The 18,762-nt window shown below is 66.0% G+C and carries 17 protein-coding genes and 1 tRNA gene; 8 read left to right on the top strand and 10 right to left on the bottom strand.

Features of this window, described 5'->3' with window-relative positions; translation table 11 throughout:
- Positions 1–16: 16 nt before the first annotated feature.
- Positions 17–1,732, bottom strand: coding sequence for an HAD-IB family hydrolase/lysophospholipid acyltransferase family protein (locus tag ADBZ5N_RS10265; protein ID WP_526257385.1), 1,716 nt, complete (start codon positions 1,730–1,732; stop codon positions 17–19).
- A gap of 239 nt (positions 1,733–1,971) precedes the next feature.
- Between ADBZ5N_RS10265 and ADBZ5N_RS10260 the strand changes: the two genes are divergently transcribed.
- From ADBZ5N_RS10260 to ADBZ5N_RS10240, 5 genes are all read left to right on the top strand, one after another.
- A tRNA-Arg gene (locus tag ADBZ5N_RS10260) sits at positions 1,972–2,045 on the top strand.
- 68 nt (positions 2,046–2,113) lie between these two features.
- Positions 2,114–2,824 carry a sulfotransferase family 2 domain-containing protein gene (locus tag ADBZ5N_RS10255; RefSeq protein WP_526257384.1) on the top strand — a complete coding sequence of 237 codons (711 nt, stop codon included), beginning with the start codon at positions 2,114–2,116 and terminating at the stop codon, positions 2,822–2,824.
- Positions 2,825–3,003: 179 nt separating this feature from the next.
- A complete protein-coding gene (locus ADBZ5N_RS10250; RefSeq protein ID WP_526257383.1) occupies positions 3,004–3,609 on the top strand; it encodes a response regulator transcription factor in 606 nt (201 codons plus the stop codon).
- A 292-nt stretch (positions 3,610–3,901) separates the two neighbouring features.
- On the top strand, positions 3,902–6,001 hold the full coding sequence (locus tag ADBZ5N_RS10245) for an SGNH hydrolase domain-containing protein (protein ID WP_526257382.1): 2,100 nt from the start codon (positions 3,902–3,904) through the stop codon (positions 5,999–6,001).
- A gap of 21 nt (positions 6,002–6,022) precedes the next feature.
- Positions 6,023–6,775 (top strand): enoyl-CoA hydratase, encoded by a 753-nt coding sequence (locus ADBZ5N_RS10240; protein ID WP_526257381.1) that lies wholly within the window; start codon positions 6,023–6,025, stop codon positions 6,773–6,775.
- Positions 6,776–6,791: 16 nt separating this feature from the next.
- On the opposite strand, the gene ADBZ5N_RS10235 is transcribed toward ADBZ5N_RS10240, so the two are convergent.
- Genes ADBZ5N_RS10235 through ADBZ5N_RS10220 form a run of 4 tightly spaced genes read right to left on the bottom strand, consistent with a single transcriptional unit; the run spans position 6,792 to position 12,759 of the window.
- Positions 6,792–8,030 carry an HNH endonuclease signature motif containing protein gene (locus ADBZ5N_RS10235; RefSeq protein ID WP_526257380.1) on the bottom strand — a complete coding sequence of 413 codons (1,239 nt, stop codon included), beginning with the start codon at positions 8,028–8,030 and terminating at the stop codon, positions 6,792–6,794.
- Between the two features lie 40 nt (positions 8,031–8,070).
- Positions 8,071–9,234 carry an acyl-CoA dehydrogenase family protein gene (locus ADBZ5N_RS10230; RefSeq protein ID WP_526257379.1) on the bottom strand — a complete coding sequence of 388 codons (1,164 nt, stop codon included), beginning with the start codon at positions 9,232–9,234 and terminating at the stop codon, positions 8,071–8,073.
- Positions 9,227–11,212 carry an ATP-binding protein gene (locus tag ADBZ5N_RS10225; RefSeq protein ID WP_526257386.1) on the bottom strand — a complete coding sequence of 662 codons (1,986 nt, stop codon included), beginning with the start codon at positions 11,210–11,212 and terminating at the stop codon, positions 9,227–9,229. The genes ADBZ5N_RS10230 and ADBZ5N_RS10225 overlap by 8 nt, the downstream gene beginning before the upstream one ends.
- 2 nt (positions 11,213–11,214) lie before the next feature.
- Positions 11,215–12,759 carry a carboxyl transferase domain-containing protein gene (locus ADBZ5N_RS10220; protein ID WP_526257378.1) on the bottom strand — a complete coding sequence of 515 codons (1,545 nt, stop codon included), beginning with the start codon at positions 12,757–12,759 and terminating at the stop codon, positions 11,215–11,217.
- 55 nt (positions 12,760–12,814) lie between these two features.
- Between ADBZ5N_RS10220 and ADBZ5N_RS10215 the strand changes: the two genes are divergently transcribed.
- On the top strand, positions 12,815–13,402 hold the full coding sequence (locus ADBZ5N_RS10215; RefSeq protein WP_526257377.1) for an SACE_7040 family transcriptional regulator: 588 nt from the start codon (positions 12,815–12,817) through the stop codon (positions 13,400–13,402).
- A 229-nt stretch (positions 13,403–13,631) separates the two neighbouring features.
- On the opposite strand, the gene ADBZ5N_RS10210 is transcribed toward ADBZ5N_RS10215, so the two are convergent.
- Positions 13,632–13,871 (bottom strand): hypothetical protein, encoded by a 240-nt coding sequence (locus tag ADBZ5N_RS10210; protein WP_526257376.1) that lies wholly within the window; start codon positions 13,869–13,871, stop codon positions 13,632–13,634.
- Here ADBZ5N_RS10210 and ADBZ5N_RS10205 point away from each other — a divergent pair.
- Positions 13,870–14,220, top strand: a complete 351-nt coding sequence (locus tag ADBZ5N_RS10205; RefSeq protein ID WP_526257375.1) for an MmpS family transport accessory protein — start codon at positions 13,870–13,872, stop codon at positions 14,218–14,220. The genes ADBZ5N_RS10210 and ADBZ5N_RS10205 overlap by 2 nt on opposite strands.
- A 1-nt stretch (position 14,221) precedes the next feature.
- Here the strand turns inward: ADBZ5N_RS10205 and ADBZ5N_RS10200 are convergent, their stop codons facing one another.
- On the bottom strand, positions 14,222–15,553 hold the full coding sequence (locus tag ADBZ5N_RS10200; RefSeq protein ID WP_526257374.1) for an MFS transporter: 1,332 nt from the start codon (positions 15,551–15,553) through the stop codon (positions 14,222–14,224).
- Between the two features lie 28 nt (positions 15,554–15,581).
- On the opposite strand from ADBZ5N_RS10200, the gene cmrA reads away from it, so the two are divergent.
- Positions 15,582–16,388: a mycolate reductase gene (cmrA, locus tag ADBZ5N_RS10195; protein WP_526257373.1), complete on the top strand. Its 807-nt coding sequence runs from the start codon at positions 15,582–15,584 to the stop codon at positions 16,386–16,388.
- A 7-nt stretch (positions 16,389–16,395) separates the two neighbouring features.
- Here cmrA and ADBZ5N_RS10190 read toward each other — a convergent pair whose 3' ends face one another.
- The 3 genes from ADBZ5N_RS10190 to ADBZ5N_RS10180 form a co-directional block, all read right to left on the bottom strand.
- The gene (locus ADBZ5N_RS10190; protein ID WP_526257372.1) at positions 16,396–17,058 is read right to left on the bottom strand and encodes a sterol desaturase family protein; all 663 of its coding nucleotides are present in this window, start codon (positions 17,056–17,058) and stop codon (positions 16,396–16,398) included.
- Positions 17,055–17,777 carry a FadR/GntR family transcriptional regulator gene (locus ADBZ5N_RS10185; RefSeq protein ID WP_526257371.1) on the bottom strand — a complete coding sequence of 241 codons (723 nt, stop codon included), beginning with the start codon at positions 17,775–17,777 and terminating at the stop codon, positions 17,055–17,057. The genes ADBZ5N_RS10190 and ADBZ5N_RS10185 overlap by 4 nt, the downstream gene beginning before the upstream one ends.
- 48 nt (positions 17,778–17,825) lie before the next feature.
- Positions 17,826–18,762 (bottom strand): helicase HerA-like domain-containing protein (locus tag ADBZ5N_RS10180; RefSeq protein ID WP_526257370.1); only part of this gene is annotated, 937 nt, incomplete at its 5' end.

The following is an 18,762-nucleotide window of genomic DNA, read 5'->3' as shown; positions in this document are numbered from 1 at the left end:
AGGTACTCACCGGCACTCATCGACGTCCCCTCACTTTGGTCTCCGGATTCTTCTCCGCGGTTGTCTTCTTAGCCGCTGCTTTGGCCGGCGCCTTCGCGACGGCGGCTTTCTTGGCAGCAGCTTTCTTGGCGGGCGCCTTCTGGGCAGCAGCTTTCTTGGCAGCAGCTTTCTGGGCGGGTGCTTTCTGGGCGGGTGCTTTCTGGGCGGGTGCTTTCTGGGCGGCCGCGGGGCGTTCGTAGAGATCAGCCTTCGGCACCGATCTGGTCGGCCAGTTCTGCAGGGTGTCGATGTAGAGCTGGCGGACTTCGGCGATCTTCTCCGAGAGGTTGTCCAGCGTCCAATCCTCCAGGGACAGTGGCGGATAAACGACGACGTCCACCGTCCCGGGGTGCAGCGTCGAGGAATTCCGCGCCGAAATGACCTCCGCGTTGCGAATGACGATCGGCACGATCGGCACGCCGGCAGACATGGCCAGCCGGAACGGACCTTTTTTGAAGGAACCCACCGACCTGGTGTCAAGTCGGGTGCCTTCGGGGGCGATCACCACCGAAAGCCCTTTCCTAGCAAGGTTTTCCGCTTCTTTCAGGGATGCCACAGCGGCCTGTTTGTCTTCCCGGTCGATGAACACCGTATCGACCAGCTTGCCCAGAGTTCCCACCACGGGATCCTTCTGGAGTTCCTTCTTGCCCACCCCGGTCCAGTTGTCTTTGACCATGGCACCGACGATGATCGGATCGATGTTGTTGCGGTGGTTGAAGATGAACACCGCCGGACGCTTTTTGGTTAGATTCTCCTTGCCCAGCACGTTGAGGTTGACGCCGTTGATGGCGAGCAACAACTGCGGGAATGCCGAAGTGAAGAAGTTGACCCCGCGGCGACGATTGCGGGTGAGTAGACCCCAACTGACCGCGCCGTAGGCGGCTGGGACGACGGTACTGGCGGCGACCAGATTGCGCACCTGGCCGAGCAGCCCACCGCCGCCGCGGCTGGTGAACTCCAGAATCGGCCAGCCACGCTCTCGCGCCACCTCGGCCATTTTGTCGCCGGGATTGGTGGGTCGGGGGTTGCCGACAAGTTCCATCAAGGCGATGTCCTCGTCACCGTCGGCGTAGAAGTAGCTGTCCACCAGGTCGACGCCGCGTTGCGAGGCGAACTTCTGCACCGCGCTGGCCTTGCCGGGGCCCCAGATGACGGGCTTGACGACCCGGCCGGTGAGCAAGCCCTCGCTGTCGACCTCGAACATGTTGCTCAGCGTGTCGGGGATGCCCAGGAACTGGGCCACCGGGTCGACCTGGATGGTCAGCGCCGAGGAACTCAACACCACGGTGTGCCCTCGGTCCCGGTGGGCTTGAACCAGATCGCGCATCTCCGGGTAGATGCGCTTTTCGATCTTCTCCGTGAACAGCCGCTCGCCGGCCTGCTGCAGATCGGACAGCGGGCGTCCGCGCAACATTTCGGTGGCCTTGTTGATCAGGCTCTCGAACTGGATCCGGCCGAACTGGTGGTTGAGCCCTGCGGCAACCATGCTGATTAGCTCACCGACGCCCATCTCACGGGTGCGGAACCGTTCCCGCGTGAGGATGACGCCGGTGAACCCGGCGACGAGGGTGCCGTCGAGGTCGAAGAACGCCCCGACCCGGGGACCGGGCGGGGCGGCCAACACCTCTGCCACCGATCCGGGAAGCTGCCCTTCCTCAACGGGCAATCCGGATTCATCCGCGGAGCCGCTCATCGCCTACCTCCTCACCGGTATCCGTCGCCGCCGACAAGACCCCCCTGCTGCTGCCGCTTCACGCTAGTCCGACGCTGCCGCTGGCGGGGTCGAATGCTGGTTAGCCCGCCGAGCGGTTGACTAACCTTGGGGCCGAATCGCGCGCCGCACGATGGCGTCCGAACACGATGCCCAGGAACGCGGCGACGGCTTCTCATGCGGAACCTGCACGCGGCGAAGATAGACTCATCAGCTGCGTTGCCTCCGTAGCTCAGTTGGATAGAGCAAGGGCCTTCTAATCCCTAGGTCGCAGGTTCGATTCCTGCCGGGGGCGCAGTGATGTCCGGGTCGAGTGTCCGCATGCCTGTCGGGACCTGTTGCCAGTTCAGAAGGGGGAGCTTGGTGCTGATAAGTCATCGCTATCGCTTCATCTACACCAAGACCGCAAAGACTGCAGGCACAAGCGTCGAGTCTTTCTTCGAACGTTTTTGCATGCCCGAGGGGGCGTGGCAGCAAACACACGCTCGAGTCGAGTACGTTTCGCAGGAGGGGATCATCGGCCACCGCGCTGCAGAAATTCCCACGGGCACGACGTGGTGGAACCACATGCCGGCTGCTCTGATCAGGGATCAAATCGGGCAAGATATCTGGGATAGCTATTTCAAGTTTTGCGTAATTCGCAACCCTTTCGATAAGTGCATTTCGGCGTTTTGTCACCTCGGTCAGAATTATGACGCCGAACAGAACTCCGTTTTGAGGCGGGCGCTGAGTCGCCTGCGGAACGAGCGACCGAATTCCGAGCAACGCCGATTCATTCGTTACCTGGAGAATGCCATGCCAGTGGACCGGGACAATTACTTGATCGACGGCGAATTTTGCATGGACGACGTCATTCGATACGAGACACTCCAGACAGACATTGAGAGGATATGTCAGCGTATCGGAGTCGAATATGATTCGAAATTCCTCCCCACCTTCAAGAAGGGTATTCGCAGCAGAAACGCAACAATAGAATCGTTGTACACCGACGAAGCACGGGCGCTGGTCGAGAAGAAATTCGATTTCGAGTTAGGGTACTTCGGATACCGCTTCCCGGGCACTAGTCTCGGGTGAGGCTCGGCAGAGACGGTCGGGCAGAGACGGTCGGTTAGGCTTCTCAGGGTTTTGGGTCTTGTTTCCGGGGCGGGGGGATTATGACCGGACGTGCACGGGTTGCCCTTGTCGATCACTTTGACGCGGTTCGCGCCGGGGTCGAATCGTGGCTGACTCGGCCAGACTCAGGCCTCACGGTCGTGAATGGTTTCCGGCACCCGGCGGAGTACCTCGCATGGCTGCCGACCCACCGCAACGAGGTCGACGTGTTGGTCACCGAGATTCATGAGGATGGGCACTCCCCCGACCTGGATTGTCTCCGGCAACTTTGCACCGCGGGCCCAGCCGTGGTGGTCTACTCCGAGGTGACCTCGGATGAGGTGATCCTGTCCAGCGTCGCCCTCGGGGTACGAAGCTACGTGGCCAAAGTCGACTCCAGCGAACAGCTCATCGCTGCTATCGCCGCGATCGCGGCGGGCCAAGCCTACGAGGGTCCGCGTATGGCCGCGGCTCGCGAACACCAGAGGACCATGGGCACGCTGAGTTTGTCGGATCGGGAGAAGCAGGTTCTACTTTCCTGGCTGCAAACCGACAGCAAGAACGATGTCGCTGCAGCACTACACATTTCGCCGGCGACGGTCCGAACCCACCTACAACGCATGCGAGCCAAGTACGTCGCCGCGGGACGCCCAGCCCCTACGAAGTCCGCCTTGCTGGCTCGGGCTATGGAGGACGGGATCGTCGGCCTCAACGATCTGCTGGCAGCACCGTCGGCCAAAGGGATGAATTTCGGATCGAACCCTTGATCTCAGGCCCGATTAGGCGTCTGGTTAGCACAGGGGGGGTGTGATGCACTCAGAATCGATTCACTCAGAATCACAGTGGCGTTACCGCGCCAATCGCATGGGCTTACGGTTGGTCAAATACAAGCAGTCTTCACCGGCCTATAGTCAATACGGCCCATATGCGCTTGTGGACAGGACCACCAAACTGGTCAAGTTCATGGGCCTCGACGCCGGCGATGTTGAGCGGACCTTAGTCGCGGGCATGGGCGTGGCAACTGCGCCGAAGGCCTGATCCCGCCCAGAATGATGGCCCGTGGCCGCAAACACGAGGCGACGGCCGGGGCTGGCGCTCCGCCCTGATATCGAGGGTCTACGCGCGGTCGCTGTGGTGGCGGTGCTCGCCTTCCACACCGGGGCGGCCAGCGGCGGGTACGTCGGGGTCGACGTGTTTTTCGTCATCTCCGGCTTTCTGATCACCGGCATCTTATGGGCCGAACTGTCCGCCACCGGCCGGCTCAACTTGGCCCGGTTCTATGCCGCGCGAGCACGCCGCCTGCTGCCCGCCGCGGCCGTGGTGCTCATCGCCACCGCGGCCGCGGCGACAGTTCTGCTGCCACCACTGCAAGCGCAGTCGGTTCTTGACGACGGCTTGGCCAGTGCTTTGTACGTCGGCAATTACCGGTTGGCGATCACCGGCACCGATTACCTCGGCCATGCTGCGCCGTCTCCTTTTCAGCACTACTGGTCGCTCGGGGTGGAGGAGCAGTTCTATCTGATCTGGCCCGCATTGTTGCTCGGCATCGGGTTGCTGTGCCGCGGCCGCCGGCTGGGTTTCCTCGCCGCACTGGCCGCTCTCACGGCGGCCTCGTTCGCGTTGTCGCTGCACTGGACCCACACCTCTCCCCCGTGGGCGTTCTTCTCACTGCCGACCCGGGCGTGGGAACTGGCGGTCGGCGCGCTGATCGCGCTTTCGGTCCCGATATGGCGGCGCCTGGCCCCCGGCTTGGCGGCGATCGCCGGCTTCGGGGGCTTGATCACGATCGTCGCGTCCACCATCGTCTTCGATGACCGGACGCCCTTCCCAGGCACCGCGGCCGTGCTGCCCGTGCTGGGCACCGCCCTGGTGATCGGCGCGGGCTGCTCGGTGCCGACGCGCGGGGCGGGGCGGATGCTCTGCCTGCCGTTCATGCGAGCGATCGGCCGGCTGTCCTATTCGTGGTACCTGTGGCATTGGCCGCTGCTGGTGTTCGCGCCGGTGGCTCTCGGACATCCGCTCGGGTGGGCTGGGCGGGTGGCGGCGGTCACGGCGTCGCTCGCACTTGCCGTTCTCACCCTGCGCTATCTGGAACGCCCCCTGCGCTACTCGCGGCCACTACGCGTCTCGACCGGCAGGAGTCTGACGCTGGGCAGTGCGGTCACGGCCGCGGCGGTGGCCGCGGTTCTACTGCTCCCGATGCTGGTGGCCACCCCGGTCGGCCGCGACGCCCCTCAAGCCGCGGCTGTCGTGCACCCCAACCAGATGTCTCCGACGATGCGGGCCGCAGGCGATCCACTGTCCGGAGCCGTGAACACTGCCCAGGCTGCCGTCGAAGAGGCCGCCCGCGGTATGCCGGTGCCGGCCGATCTGACTCCTGCGCTCACCGAGGCGGCCCGCGACAAACCCTCGGTCTTCCTGGACGGCTGCGTGCGATCCTGGCGTGAAGTCGGCGTACCCGAGTGCGTGTCCGGCGATCCGGCGGGCCCGGCCACGGTGGCCCTGATCGGCGACTCACACGCCGCGATGTGGCAGCCAGCCATGGATCGCCTTGCCCAACAGCGGAACTGGCGACTGGTCACGATCGCGAAAGTCACCTGCCCGTTGCAGGACCTACCGATCACCAGCCCCTACTTGGGCCGGCGCTACACCGAGTGCGAGCAGTGGCGACAGGAAGCTCTGGCCGCACTGGTCGCTCAGCAACCGAAACTGGTGCTGCTGAGCATGTCGCGGCGATATGGGGAAGACTTCGGTTTCACCAGCTATGACCCAGCCTGGATCACGAGCCTGACGGAGTTGGTCGCTGAACTGCGCGCCCTGACCGGCGCACGGGTACTGGTGCTGGGCCCGGTGCCCGACCCACGGACCGATGTACCGGTATGCCTGTCGGCGGACCTCGACGACACTCTGGCCTGCGCACCCCAACGCCGGGAAGCCCTGAACGCCAACGGGATCAACGCCGAGTTGCGGGCCACCGCCGCCGGAGGTGGACAGTACGCAGACATCTCGGAGATGTTCTGCACCCCCGACATCTGCCCGGTGGTGGTCGGCAACGACTTGGTATTCCGGGACGATAACCACCTGACGGTTTCCTATGCGCAGGAGCTGACTCCGGTGCTGAGTGTCATCGCCGAGCAGGCGATGGCCCCACGCAGCTGAGCCCTGTTAGCCTCGGATTCCATGGCGGATCTGGTGCTTTACAGGGTGATCGACCGCGTCGCCGTCATCACCGTGAACGACCCCGACCGGCGCAATGCGGTGACCGACGCAATGTCGCAGCAGCTCAAGGAATCCGTGGACCGCGCCGAAGCCGACCCCGGTGTGCACGCGGTCGTCGTCACCGGCGCCGGTAAGGCGTTCTGCGCGGGTGCGGACCTCTCGGCACTGGGCGCGGCAGCCCGGGAGGGTCTGGAACGGATTTATGCGGGCTTCATGGCCGTGGGCAGGTGCGCGCTCCCGACCATCGCAGCGGTCAACGGTGCTGCGGTGGGCGCAGGGATGAATCTGGCCCTGGCTACCGACGTGCGCATCGCCGGGCCGCATGCGCTGTTCGACCCCCGGTTTCAGAAACTTGGCATCCATCCCGGCGGGGGCGCGACGTGGATGCTGCAACGCGCGGTTGGACCGCAGGTAGCACGGGCCGCGCTGCTGTTCGGGATGCGATTTGATGCCGAGGCGGCGGTACGTCACGGTCTTGCCCTCAAGGTGGCCGACGATCCGTTGGCTACGGCGTTGGAATTGGCCGCCGGACCGGCGGCCGCTCCGCGCGACGTTGTCCTGGCGACAAAGGCGTCGATGCGCGCCACGGCGATCCCTGGGACCCTCGATAGTGAGCATCACGAGGCCGCCAAGAACATCGAATTGGGCCCTCAGGCGACTTCGATTGAGTCTCCCGAGTTCAAGGCGCGCCTGGCTGCCGCCCAGAGGCGGTGAGGCGAGGCGGTGGAGATCAGGCGGCCGCGTCTTTCCTCGGCGTACCGGGTAACGGCGGCGCGGTGGAGCGATGCTGGTCGCCGGTGGGAGTGGTGTACCGGGCGGCGTGCAACCCGTCCGCACCGGTCTCGGCGACAACCGTCCAACCTGGGCACTCCTTGAGGTAGTTGCACCGCTCGCAAAGCCCGAGCCCGTTCGCCGAACTGGTCGCTCCGCCGCGACGATGCGGCACGGCATGGTCGCGGTGACGGACGGGAGCGTCACAGTAGGGAGTCCGACACCGCTGATCGCGCAGCCCAATGAACTCGGCCAGACCTTTGGGGAACACCCGCGCCCGAGACTCCATGGCGACCAGTGCGCCGCTGCCCGGTGTGGCGTACAGCCGGCGCAGCGTCGCCCGCGAGTTCGGATCGGTGACGGCGTCGGCGATGAGGTTCTGCGCGACGGGGGCGGGCACTGAGCCATACCCGACGATGACGGCTGCCCCCTGCTCGACTCCGGTCAGAACCTGGTCGGAAATCACCAGGTTCACGGCAACGGGCACAGCGTGCCCGGCGGGCCGGCCGGTGACTCGTTCGACGAGGGCGTCGGCCATCACCTGCCCCCGAGGCCGCCCGTCACAGCACAGGTCCGCGGCCCGCTTCAGCGCGGCAAAGACCGAAACCCCCTGTGCCACCGGAAGAAGCGCGGTCACGTAAGTCATCGTGTCGGGGGCCGGACGGATGGTGACCGTGCGCTCCTCGGCGGCCCGGGCAGCGCGATCCACCACGGCATGGGGATCCAGCCGGTAGGCGATCGCCTTGGCGGCCGCGGCCAGCGCTGCGTCGCCCTTGCCATCCAATGCCGTGAGCTCCGAACATAATTCGGCGTCGAGCAGGCGCCGATCCTCGATGTCGAGGCAGGCACTCTCCCGGACCACGATGGTGGCCCGCCACTCCGACAGCGCGCCGGCCTCAAGGGCGGCCAGAGTGTGCGGCATTTCGTTGACCAGGGCTTTGGCGAAGCCAAGGTGCCGGCTACCCCGCGCAGGCGAGTCCCGGCGGGCCAGCGCAACCTCGGCGGCCACTCCGCGTCCACGCCGCTCCGCGGGTACCCCGGCCGCCGCCTCGGCGGTGCGCCGGGCCGCATCCAGCGCCGCGGCCAGACGGGCCTGGCGTGCGGCAGCGGCCGCCTTCAGTCGCTCCATGGCGGCTATACCTTCGACCAGTTCGGACTCCCCGCCGCCGGGGTCCCAGGCCATCAATTCATCGAACATGTGTTCGATACTAGATGGGCCCTGCGACAAATCCCGGCCGCTACTTCAGACCGATCTCCCGGGCGATGAGCATCAACTGCACCTCCGTGGTTCCCTCGCCGATCTCGAGGATCTTGCTGTCCCGGTAGTGCCGCGCCACGGCATACTCGTTCATGAAGCCGTAGCCGCCGTGTATCTGGGTGGCGTCGCGGGCGTTGTCCATGGCCGCCTCGCTGGATACGAGTTTGGCGATCGCGGCCTGCTTCTTGAACGGCTTACCGGCCAGCATCAGCGCGGCTGCGTCGTAGTAGGCGGTACGTGCGACGTGCGCGCGGGCCTCCATGCGGGCGATCTTGAACTCGATGGCCTGATACCGGCTGATCGCCTGCCCGAAGGTGGTTCGCTCCGCGGCATAGCGGACGCACTCGTCCACACAGCCCTGCGCGGCACCGGTCGCCAATGCAGCGATGGCGATACGTCCCTCGTCGAGGATCTGGAGGAAATTGGCGTAGCCCCGGCCACGTTCGCCGAGCAGGTTTTCCTCCGGCACCCGCACGTCGGTGAATGACAGCGGGTGGGTGTCGGAGGCGTTCCAGCCGACCTTGTCGTAGGCCGGTTCGGCGACGAATCCTTCGGTCGGCACCGGAACCAGGATCGCTGAGATCTCCCGACGGTCTCCGACGGCGCCGGTGACGGCGGTGACGGTGACCAGTCGGGTGATGTCGGTGCCGGAGTTGGTGATGAACTGTTTGGAGCCGTTGATGACCCAGTGCCCGTCGTCCAGACGTGCGGTGGTCTTGGTGGCGCCGGCGTCGGTGCCGCCGCCGGCTTCGGTGAGACCGAAGGCGCCCAGTGCCGACCCACTGGTGAGCATCGGCAGCCAGTGCTGCTTCTGGGCCTCGGTGCCGAACCGGTACACCGGCATCGCCCCCAGCGACACTCCACCCTCCAGGGTGATGGCGACGCTCTGGTCGACCTTGCCGAGTTCCTCCAAGGCCAGGCACAGCGCGAAGTAGTCCCCGCCCATCCCGCCGTACTCCTCCGGGAACGGCAACCCGAACAAGCCCATATCGGCCATCCCCGCCACCACCTCGTAGGGGAAGGAGTGCTCGGCGTCGTGTTTAGCCGATACCGGCGCGACAACTTCGCGAGCGAAGTCCCGGACGGTCTTGGCGAGCTGTTCGTACTCGTCCGGAAGGGTTGCGGTGGAGAGAAATTCAGTCATGGGTATCTTCCATCCTCGCGGTGATGCGTGCCAGCGGCTGACCTACTTTGACCTGTTCCCCGACGGCGACCAGCAGTTCGACGACGCCGTCGACCGGTGATCGTAGAGAGTGCTCCATCTTCATCGCCTCAACGACCACCACCACTGCGCCGGCCTCGGCCGTCGCGCCGTCGCCAATGCCCACGGCGACAACGGATCCCGGCATCGGGCTGACAAGTTCGGCGTCGCCGCGCAGTTCATCATCGGGACGCACGGGAGCCTCGCGAACCTCCTCGAGCATCACCGTGCCGAGTTCACCGGCGAGCCAGATCTGGTGATCACCCATCGCAACGGTGAAGGCGCAACGAATACCGTCGAGCGTGAGCGCGAGCCGATCACCGGCCAGTGCCGCCCTCAAGGAGCGACGCTTTCCGCCCTCGATCCAGACCTCGCCCTGCTGCGGCGTTCCGGTGACGTACACGCGGTCGGTGCGATCTCCGCAGCTGAGCCGGACGGTCCAGCCGGTGTGCTCACCGATGCGCCATCCAGAGGGAAAGTCCCACACGTCCTTCGGCGCCCCCGGCCAGCACCGCAGCCATCGGCCGACCGCCGCGGCGATGAACGCTTCGTCATCGACGTCCGGCGGAATGTACTGGAGCCGTTCGAGCAGGCCGGTGTCGAGACGGCCGGCGACGACGTCCTCATCGGAGAGCACGCACCGCAGGAAGTCGGTATTGGTGCCCACGCCGAGCACCGCCGTCTGCGCCAGAGCATGATCCAACCCGCGCACCGCGCCCGCGCGGTCCTCGGCGTGAACGATGATCTTGGACAACATCGGGTCGTAGTCGCTGCCGATCGTCATGCCGGCCGACAGACCGGAGTCCACCCGTATCCCCGGGCCGGAAGGTTCGACCAATCCCAGCACCGGCCCACCGGTCGGCAGGAATCCGGCCGCCGGATCTTCGGCGTACACCCGAGCCTCGATCGCGTGCCCAATGAGCGCGATATCGTCCTGGCCGGCGGTCAACCGCTCCCCGGCAGCAATACGGATCTGCCACTCAACCAGATCCCAGCCGGTGACCATCTCAGTGACGGGGTGCTCCACCTGCAACCGGGTGTTCATCTCCATGAAGAAGAACTCGTCCGGACGGTCAGCGGAGACGATGAACTCGACGGTTCCCGCACCCACGTAGTCGACACTGCGGGCAGTGTCGCAGGCCGCCGCGCCGATCCGCGACCGGGCCCGGGCGTCCAGCAGCGGCGACGGCGCCTCCTCGATGACTTTTTGGTGCCGACGCTGCAGGCTGCACTCGCGTTCGCCGAGGTGCAGGACGTTACCGTGAGAGTCGGCCAGCACCTGAACTTCGATGTGCCTGGGGCGCAATACGAATCGCTCGAGGAAAAGAGTATCGTCGCCGAACGCCGCGGCGGCCTCCCGGCGAGCCGACGCCAGCGCCCCGGGCAGATCGGCGGCGTCGTCGACACGTCGCATTCCCTTTCCACCACCTCCGGCCGACGGTTTGACCAGAACCGGGAAGCCGATCCCGGCCGCCGCGTCGATCAGGTCGGCATCGGACAGTCCCGGTTCGGCGATACCGGGTACGACCGGGACACCGAAAGCCGAAACCGCAGCCTTGGCGGCGATCTTGTCTCCCATGGTGGCGATCGCCGCTGCGGGCGGACCGATGAACGTCACCCCGGCCTGTTGCAGGGCGGCGGCGAAAGCTGAGTTCTCCGAGAGGAAGCCGTACCCGGGATGCACGGCCTGTGCTCCTGCGCGTAGTGCGGCGGCAACGACGGCGTCGATGTCAAGGTAGCTCTGCCGGGCTGGCGGAGGGCCGATACGGACAGCGACGTCAGCCTCGGTGACGTGGCGTGCACCGACGTCGGCATCGCTGTACACCGCCACCGAGCGGATACCCAGAGCTTTCAAGGTGCGGATGACACGGACGGCGATCTCGCCACGGTTGGCGACCAGGACGGTGTCGAACAGAATCATGGTCACATCCGGAAGACGCCGTAGGCGACCGGTTCGACGGGCGCGTTGGCGGTGACCGAAAGCGCAAGCCCCAGAACAGTTCTAGTGTCAGCGGGGTCGATCACACCGTCATCCCACAATCGCGCTGTGGAGTAGTAGGGATTGCCCTGCTGCTCGTACTGGGCGCGAATCGGAGCCTTGAACGCCTCTTCCTCCTCGGGTGTCATCTCGCCGCCGACGGTAGCCAGCACGGCGGCGGCCTGCTCGCCGCCCATCACCGAGATCCGGGCGTTCGGCCACATCCACAGGAACCGCGGCGAGTAGGCCCGCCCGCACATCGAATAGTTGCCCGCGCCGTACGAACCGCCGATCACCACAGTCAGCTTGGGCACCCGCGCGCACGCCACCGCCGTGACCATCTTGGCTCCATGCTTGGCGATGCCACCTGCCTCGTAGTCGCGGCCGACCATGAATCCGGTGATGTTTTGCAGGAACACCAGCGGGATGGTGCGTTTGTCGCACAGTTGAATGAAATGTGCGCCCTTGACGGCGGACTCGCCGAACAACACGCCGTTGTTGGCGACGATCCCGATTGGATGGCCGTGAATCCGCGCGAAGCCGGTGACCAGAGTCGGACCATACTCGGCCTTGAACTCGCCGAATTCGCCGCCGTCAACGATGCGACGGATCACTTCGCGGACGTCGTAAGGCACCCGCGCGTCGACGGGGACCACGTCATACAACTCACTCTGGTCTGCGATCGGGTCAACCGGCCGCACCTGGTCCCATGGCGGGTCCGGTCGCGGCCCCAGGGTTTCGACAATGCGGCGGAGGATCCGCAGGGCGTCGCGGTCGTCTCGGGCGAGGTGGTCGACGACGCCGGAAGTTTTGGCGTGCAGATCTCCGCCGCCGAGTTCCTCCGCGGTCACGACCTCACCGGTGGCCGCCTTCACCAGGGGCGGACCGCCCAGAAAAATGGTTCCTTGATTGCGCACGATGACGGTTTCATCGCTCATTGCCGGCACGTAAGCGCCACCGGCTGTGCATGACCCGAGTACCGCCGCGATCTGCGGGATGCCGGCCGCGCTCATCGTCGCCTGGTTGAAGAAGATGCGACCGAAGTGGTCGCGGTCCGGAAACACCTCATCTTGACGCGGCAGAAACGCACCGCCGGAATCGACGAGATAGACGCACGGAAGCCTATTCTGCGCGGCGATCTCCTGGGCGCGCAGGTGTTTCTTGACCGTCACCGGGTAATAGGTGCCGCCTTTGACCGTCGCGTCATTGGCGACGATCAAGCACTCACGACCAGACACCCGGCCGATCCCGGTGATGATTCCCGCTGCCGGGCAGTCGTCGTCGTACATTCCGTCGGCCGCCAGTGGGGCGATCTCCAGCAGCGGGCTACCCGGGTCGAGCAGTCCGTCAACCCGATCCCGCGGGAGTAGTTTGCCGCGCGACACGTGGCGTTCTCGGGAGCGCTCCGAACCGCCGAGTGCCGCGGCAGCCAGTTTGGCGCGCAGTTGGGCGACGAGTTGCAGATGCGCCTCGCGGTTGGACGATGTCATCACGATCTTCCGGGTTAATGACGACTAACTGCTACGATGTTAGTGGGGATTAACTATGACCACAACCACGCTGCGCGGCAGACAGAAGTCCGATCGCCGCTCCCAACTGCTGGCGGCGGCCGAGCAGCTGATCGCCGAACGCGGATTCCTGGCGGTGCGCCTTGAGGACATCGGCGCCGTGGCGGGTGTCAGTGGTCCGGCCATCTACCGGCATTTCCCGAGCAAGGAGTCTCTGCTGGTCGAGCTGCTGGTGGGGATCAGTACCCGACTATTGCAGGGCGGGCAGGAGGTGGTCGCCGGCGCCGATACGCCCGCAGCCGCCCTGGCCGGCCTGATCGAGTTCCACTTGGACTTCGCCCTTGGTGAACCCGGGTTGATCCGGATCCAGGATCGGGACCTGGCCAATCTGCCCGCCCCGGCGCAACGGCAGGTCCGTAAGGCGCAGCGCCGCTACGTCGAGACATGGGTAGGGGTGCTGCAGGGGGTCAATCCCGGCCTGACTGAGGAGCGTGCCCGGGTGATGGCCCACGCCGCATTCGGCTTGCTGAACTCCACACCCCACAGCGTGCGACCGGCCTCGCCGGAGGAGTCGCGGTCGGTGTTGCGTGCGATGACGGCCGCCGCGCTGACGGCTCAGTCGTAGGTCAACACCAGTGGCGGCGGCAATCCGCAACAAGCCGGTAACCTGCTTTTCGTGAGGTGGGCATGAGTGAGCCACGCGGTTCGGGTTGGCCGGATCCTGCATACGGGACCGGCGGGTACCCCCCGACCACCGACCCGGCGTACTCCGGGTACTGGGGTCCACCCAGCTACCCCGGCTATGGCATCCCCCAAGGCGCCCCTCCGACGCAGCCGACCCAGCAACTCCCTCCCTACTGGCAGGCCAGCCCACCGCCGCCGCCGGAACCGCCGAAGAAGCCGTCGCGGTGGCTGTGGGCTGCTGCCGCCGCAGCCGTCCTGCTGGTGGTAGGACTGGTCCTCGCCCTAGTGATCGTGAGCAACTCTTCGAGGAATTCGACGGTGGTGGCGCCGCCGACGACCACGTCGAAATCAGTGCCGCAACCCACCGCGTCACCAAGCACCCGAACGCCGACGCGGACAACAACGGCCATGCCGGCGCCGCTGCCAATCCCGACCGAGATACCCGGACCGACCGAACCCGGATTGCCGACGACTGAGGGTCCGCTGCCGACCGGGACCGAATCGGTGATGTACGCCGTCAACGGCGAGGGCCGGGCGATCAACATCACCTACGTCGACACCGGCGGGATCATGCAGACCGAATTCAACGTCGCCCTGCCGTGGAGCAAAGAGGTGAGCCTGGCTGCTCCGGCGAAGTCGTCGGCGAGCGTGGCCGTGGTCAACATCGGGCGAGACGTGACCTGCACCGTGTCGGTCAACGGAGCCCAAATTCGTCAACGTACCGGGCAAGGCCTGACGATCTGCACGGGCGCGGCCTGATCTATCGGCGGGCGCCCGGCACCCGAACAAGGACCATGCCTGCCAAACCGAGGGCCAGAACCACACAGATGCCGCCCAGACCGGCACGGTCGGAACCGAAGACGTCGACGAACACGAAGAACAGCCAGGGCGCCAACGGGGCGACCGCCCGCCCGGTCATCGTGTAGAGCCCGAAGGCCACACCCTCCTTACCCTCGCCGGTCATCCGCAGCAGCAGTGCGCGTGCAGCCGACTGAGTCGGGCCGACGAACAGTGCCAACAGCAGTCCGCACACCCAGAATGCGCGCGGCCCGGATAGCGCCATCATCGTCAGACTCAGCACGATCAGGGCGGTCAGCGACGTGACGATCACCGGTTTGGCGCCGAACCGGTCATCGAGGCGACCGCCCAGCACCGCCCCGAGTGCCGCGACCGTTGAGGCGATCACCCCGAAGATCAGGACATCGGCGGAGGAGATGCCGTAGACACTCACACCGAGCACCGCGGCGAACGCGAATATCCCGGCCAGTCCGTCCCGAAACACCGCGCTGACCAGAAGGTAATACACGAAGTTGCGGTCACGCTGCCATTCGGCGCGCAGGTCCGCCCATAGCCGGCGATAGGCGCCCAGCACTCCGCCGTGGACGAGGTCGCGTTCATCCGGGACGCCGGCCAACGTGTGAGCGGTCAGCAGCAGAGGCAGGCTGAGCACTGCCAGCCAACAGGCCGCCATCACCATGGCGGCGCGGACATTCCAGCCGTCCTCGACCGGCAACTGCAGCAGTCCGCGAGTCGGGCCGTCACCCATGATGAAGCCGACGTAGACCAGCAGCAGCAGCACAACACTGCCGGTGAAGCCGGCCGCCCAACCGAGTCCGGATATCCGCCCGGCGGTCTGCGGGGTGGACACCTGACGAAGCATCGCGTTATAGGGCACGCTGGCCAAGTCGCCGCACGCCGCGGTGAGCGCCAGCAGGGCCAGGCCTGCGGCGAGGTAGTGCGGGTCGGCTCGGATGAAGACCATCGAGGCGGTGAACGTCACCGCCAACACGGTCAACACCGTCAGCGCCATCCGGCGACGGTGCGGAACTCCAACCACGACTCCGATCAGTGGGGCGAGGAACGCCACGGCCACTCCGGAGATCGTCAACGTCCGCCCCAGCCAACTCGCCGGCGACGTGTCGCTGTCCAGGCCCATACCGACGGTGCCGGTCAGGTACACCGAGAACACGAACGTCGCAACGATGGCGTTCATCCCGGTGGAACCGCAATCCCACAGCGCCCACGCGGCGACTTTGGACCTGGGAACCCGTACCGGCTCGCCGCCAACAACCGTCGACGGGGTACCGGTCATGGGCGCAACCCTATCTACGATGGGCCGCATGCCACTCCCCCTCCCCTCTGCAGACGGTCGGGCCGTCATCACCGGCGCCTCCCAGGGCATCGGCGAGGCACTGGCCGCCGAACTGGCTGCTCGCGGCCATCACCTGGTCATCACCGCCCGCCGCCGCGACGTGCTGGACAGCCTGGCCACCCGACTGCGGGAGCAGTACGGCGTGACCGTCGAGGTGCGTGCGGTGGACCTGGCCGATCCGGCCGAGCGCGCCGAACTGGCCGACGAACTGGCCGGCCGGGACATCTCGATCCTGTGCGCCAACGCGGGCACGGCGACCTTCGGTCCGGTGGCCAAACTGGATCCGGCCGGGGAGAAGGCTCAGGTGCAGTTGAACGTGCTCGGTGTTCATGACCTGGTACTGGCAGTGCTGCCGGGCATGATCGCCAAACGGGCCGGCGGAATTCTGATCTCGGGTTCGGCTGCGGGTAACTCCCCGATTCCCAACAACGCCACCTACGCCGCGACGAAGGCGTTCGCCAACACCTTCAGCGAGTCGCTGCGCGGCGAGTTGCACGACACCGGTGTGCACGTGACGCTGCTGGCCCCCGGCCCGGTGCGCACCGAGATGCCCGATCCGGATGAGGCATCGCTGGTGGACAAGCTCATCCCGGACTTCCTGTGGATCTCCGTCGAGCACACCGCCCAACTGTCCCTGGATGCGTTGGAGCGCAACAAGATGCGGGTGGTTCCCGGCCTGACCTCCAAAGCGATGTCGGTGGCCAGTGGGTATGCGCCGCGCGCGATCGTGACGCCTATCGTGGGCGCGGTGTACCGGAAGCTTGCCGGCGACTAGGGCGCTTCTAGGCCGAAACCCGCCGGCCGTGAAGATTTTTGGCGGTCGGCGAGGTCGGCACGGACTGCGGGTCCGGGTAGGTGCCCAGGACCCGGTCGGCGGTTCCCGGGGTGCTGACACCGAACCAGTAGTGCTCGTTCTTGAAGTGGTGCAACCGGTGGTTGCGCCAAATCATCCGGTAGAAGGCGGTTTTGGCCTTGTAGTCGGTGTGAACGAGATAGTGGGTCCACTCGTACACCAGCCCGATCGTGAAGATGACCACCAGGAACGTCAGACCCAGACCGCTGCGTGGGATGAGCACGAACGCCACAAACAGGGTTGAGACGAGGGCGCCGGCCAGCGACTGCAACGGGATGAAGATGAGCTTGACGATCCGCGGATCGACGTGATGCTCGCGGTGCTTGCGGGCCAGCACCGGGTCGACGGTGAAACCGGCGATACGACGCGGCTTCCAGTGCAGGACGAGGACGTGAATCATCCACTCGAACAACGGAAAGAGCGCCAGCACGACGAAGGGCAGCAGCGCGTCGCTCCATCTCCAGTCCCCGACCGCAACCCGGGCGGCGACCGCGGCCAACAGGGCGGTCGCGAGCAGCCACGGGGTGGGGTGACGCAGGAATTCGCGTGCCGCATCGGTGAGGGTCACGCGGGCGCGTTTGGTGTCGGTCATCGTGACTCCTCCATGACGGTCAGCGCTGCCATCAGCGCGGCGGTGGCCGGTTCGAGCAGCCGGCGGGCCGTAGCCTGGGCAGCGGCGGGATCGCCGGCCGCGATGGCGGCGGCGATATCGCGGTAGCACTGGCTGTGTCCGACCTCGGCGGACATCATGGTGGCCAGCGCGGGTAGCGCCGGCTCATAGGCGGCGCGCAAGGTGTTGAACATCAACCGGAAGACGATGGAGTCCGCGCCGTCGACGATGTGATCCCAGAACTCCAGCGCGTGTCGCTGCTGTGCGGTCAGGTCGGCATCGGCTTCCAGCGCCTCGATGGTGTCGGTGAGGCGCTTGACCAGTTCCGGCGACCGGCGCTGCGCCGCCAACTCGGCCACCTTGGGGCCGTTGTGCAACCGGGCCTCGAGAATGCTGCGGACCACGGTGAGGTCGAGTTCGTCATCCCGCACGAGCAGCCTGGGCAGCAGATCCAGACCGGCGTGGCGGCGGAAGTCCCGGACCGTGGTGGCGTCACCGTGGCGAACCTCGACCAGTCCGGCGGCGGCGACACGCTTGAGCGCTTCGCGGACCGCGGGCCGCGATACCCCCAGCACCTCGGCGAGGCGGCGTTCGCTGGGCAGCGACTCCCCGGGCTGCATCTCGCCGCTGAGCACCTCGGCGAGGATCTGCTCGAAGACGTCCTCAGGAACCGAACGCCGGTTCACCGGCTGCAACGCCATGTGACGAGCATGACCGACGCCTGGACAGAGGTCAAGTGGTCAGACCAATTACCGTCGCCGGCGTCGACCCGTCCCGAGAATGCTGCGGGTGATCTCGCGCCCGATCACGGTGCCGGCCGAGCGCATGGCGCTCTTGAAGGCCGGGTTGCCCATCATCTGCTCGAGTACACCGGGCTCGGCTTTCTCCACCGGCGCGGGCATCGGGGGCAGTTCGATGCCGGTTGGCAGGATCGGGGGCAGATCGACCGGTTCACCCGCTTGCGGTTGCGCCGTCGGCGGTGGAGCCATGCTGGCGGCGAGCATCTCGTAGGCCGATGGGCCGTCGATCGTCTGCCCGTACTTCGAAAACAACTGGCTGGCTTGGGCCGCCGCTCTGATGGCGTCCGGGCCGATGGTGTCCATCAGCGAGCGCGGCGAGCGCATCCTGGTCCAGGCCACCGGCGTCGGCGCGCCCCGTTCGGACAGCACCGTGACGATCGCCTCGCCGATTCCCAGTGCGGTCAGGTCGGTGGCCAGGTCGTAGACGTCGGTCTTCGGGTAGGTGCGGACGGTCTTGGCCAGCGCTTGCTGATCATCCGGGGTGAAGGCGCGCAAAGCATGCTGGACACGCGCACCCAGTTGCGAAAGAACGGCATTGGGCACATCAGTGGGAAGTTGGGTGCAGAAGAACACCCCCACGCCCTTGGAGCGGATCAGCTTAACCGTCTGCTCGACCTGCTCGAGGAAGGCTTTGGAGGCGTCTTTGAACAGCAGGTGCGCCTCATCGAAGACGAACACCAACTTGGGCTTGTCGAGGTCGCCGACCTCGGGCAGATCGTTGAACAGGTCAGCCAGCACCCACATCAGGAACGTCGAGAACATCACCGGCCGGGCGGCCTGCTCCCCGACCTCGAAGAGGGTGATGACACCGCGGCCCTGGGCATCGGTCCTGATCAGATCTTCGGATTTCAGGTCGGGTTCGCCGAAGAAGGTGTCGCCGCCCTCG

This window comes from Mycobacterium sp., assembly GCF_044370595.1.
Classification (GTDB): Bacteria; Actinomycetota; Actinomycetes; order Mycobacteriales; family Mycobacteriaceae; genus Mycobacterium.
This window is presented reverse-complemented; position numbering and strand designations above follow the sequence as displayed.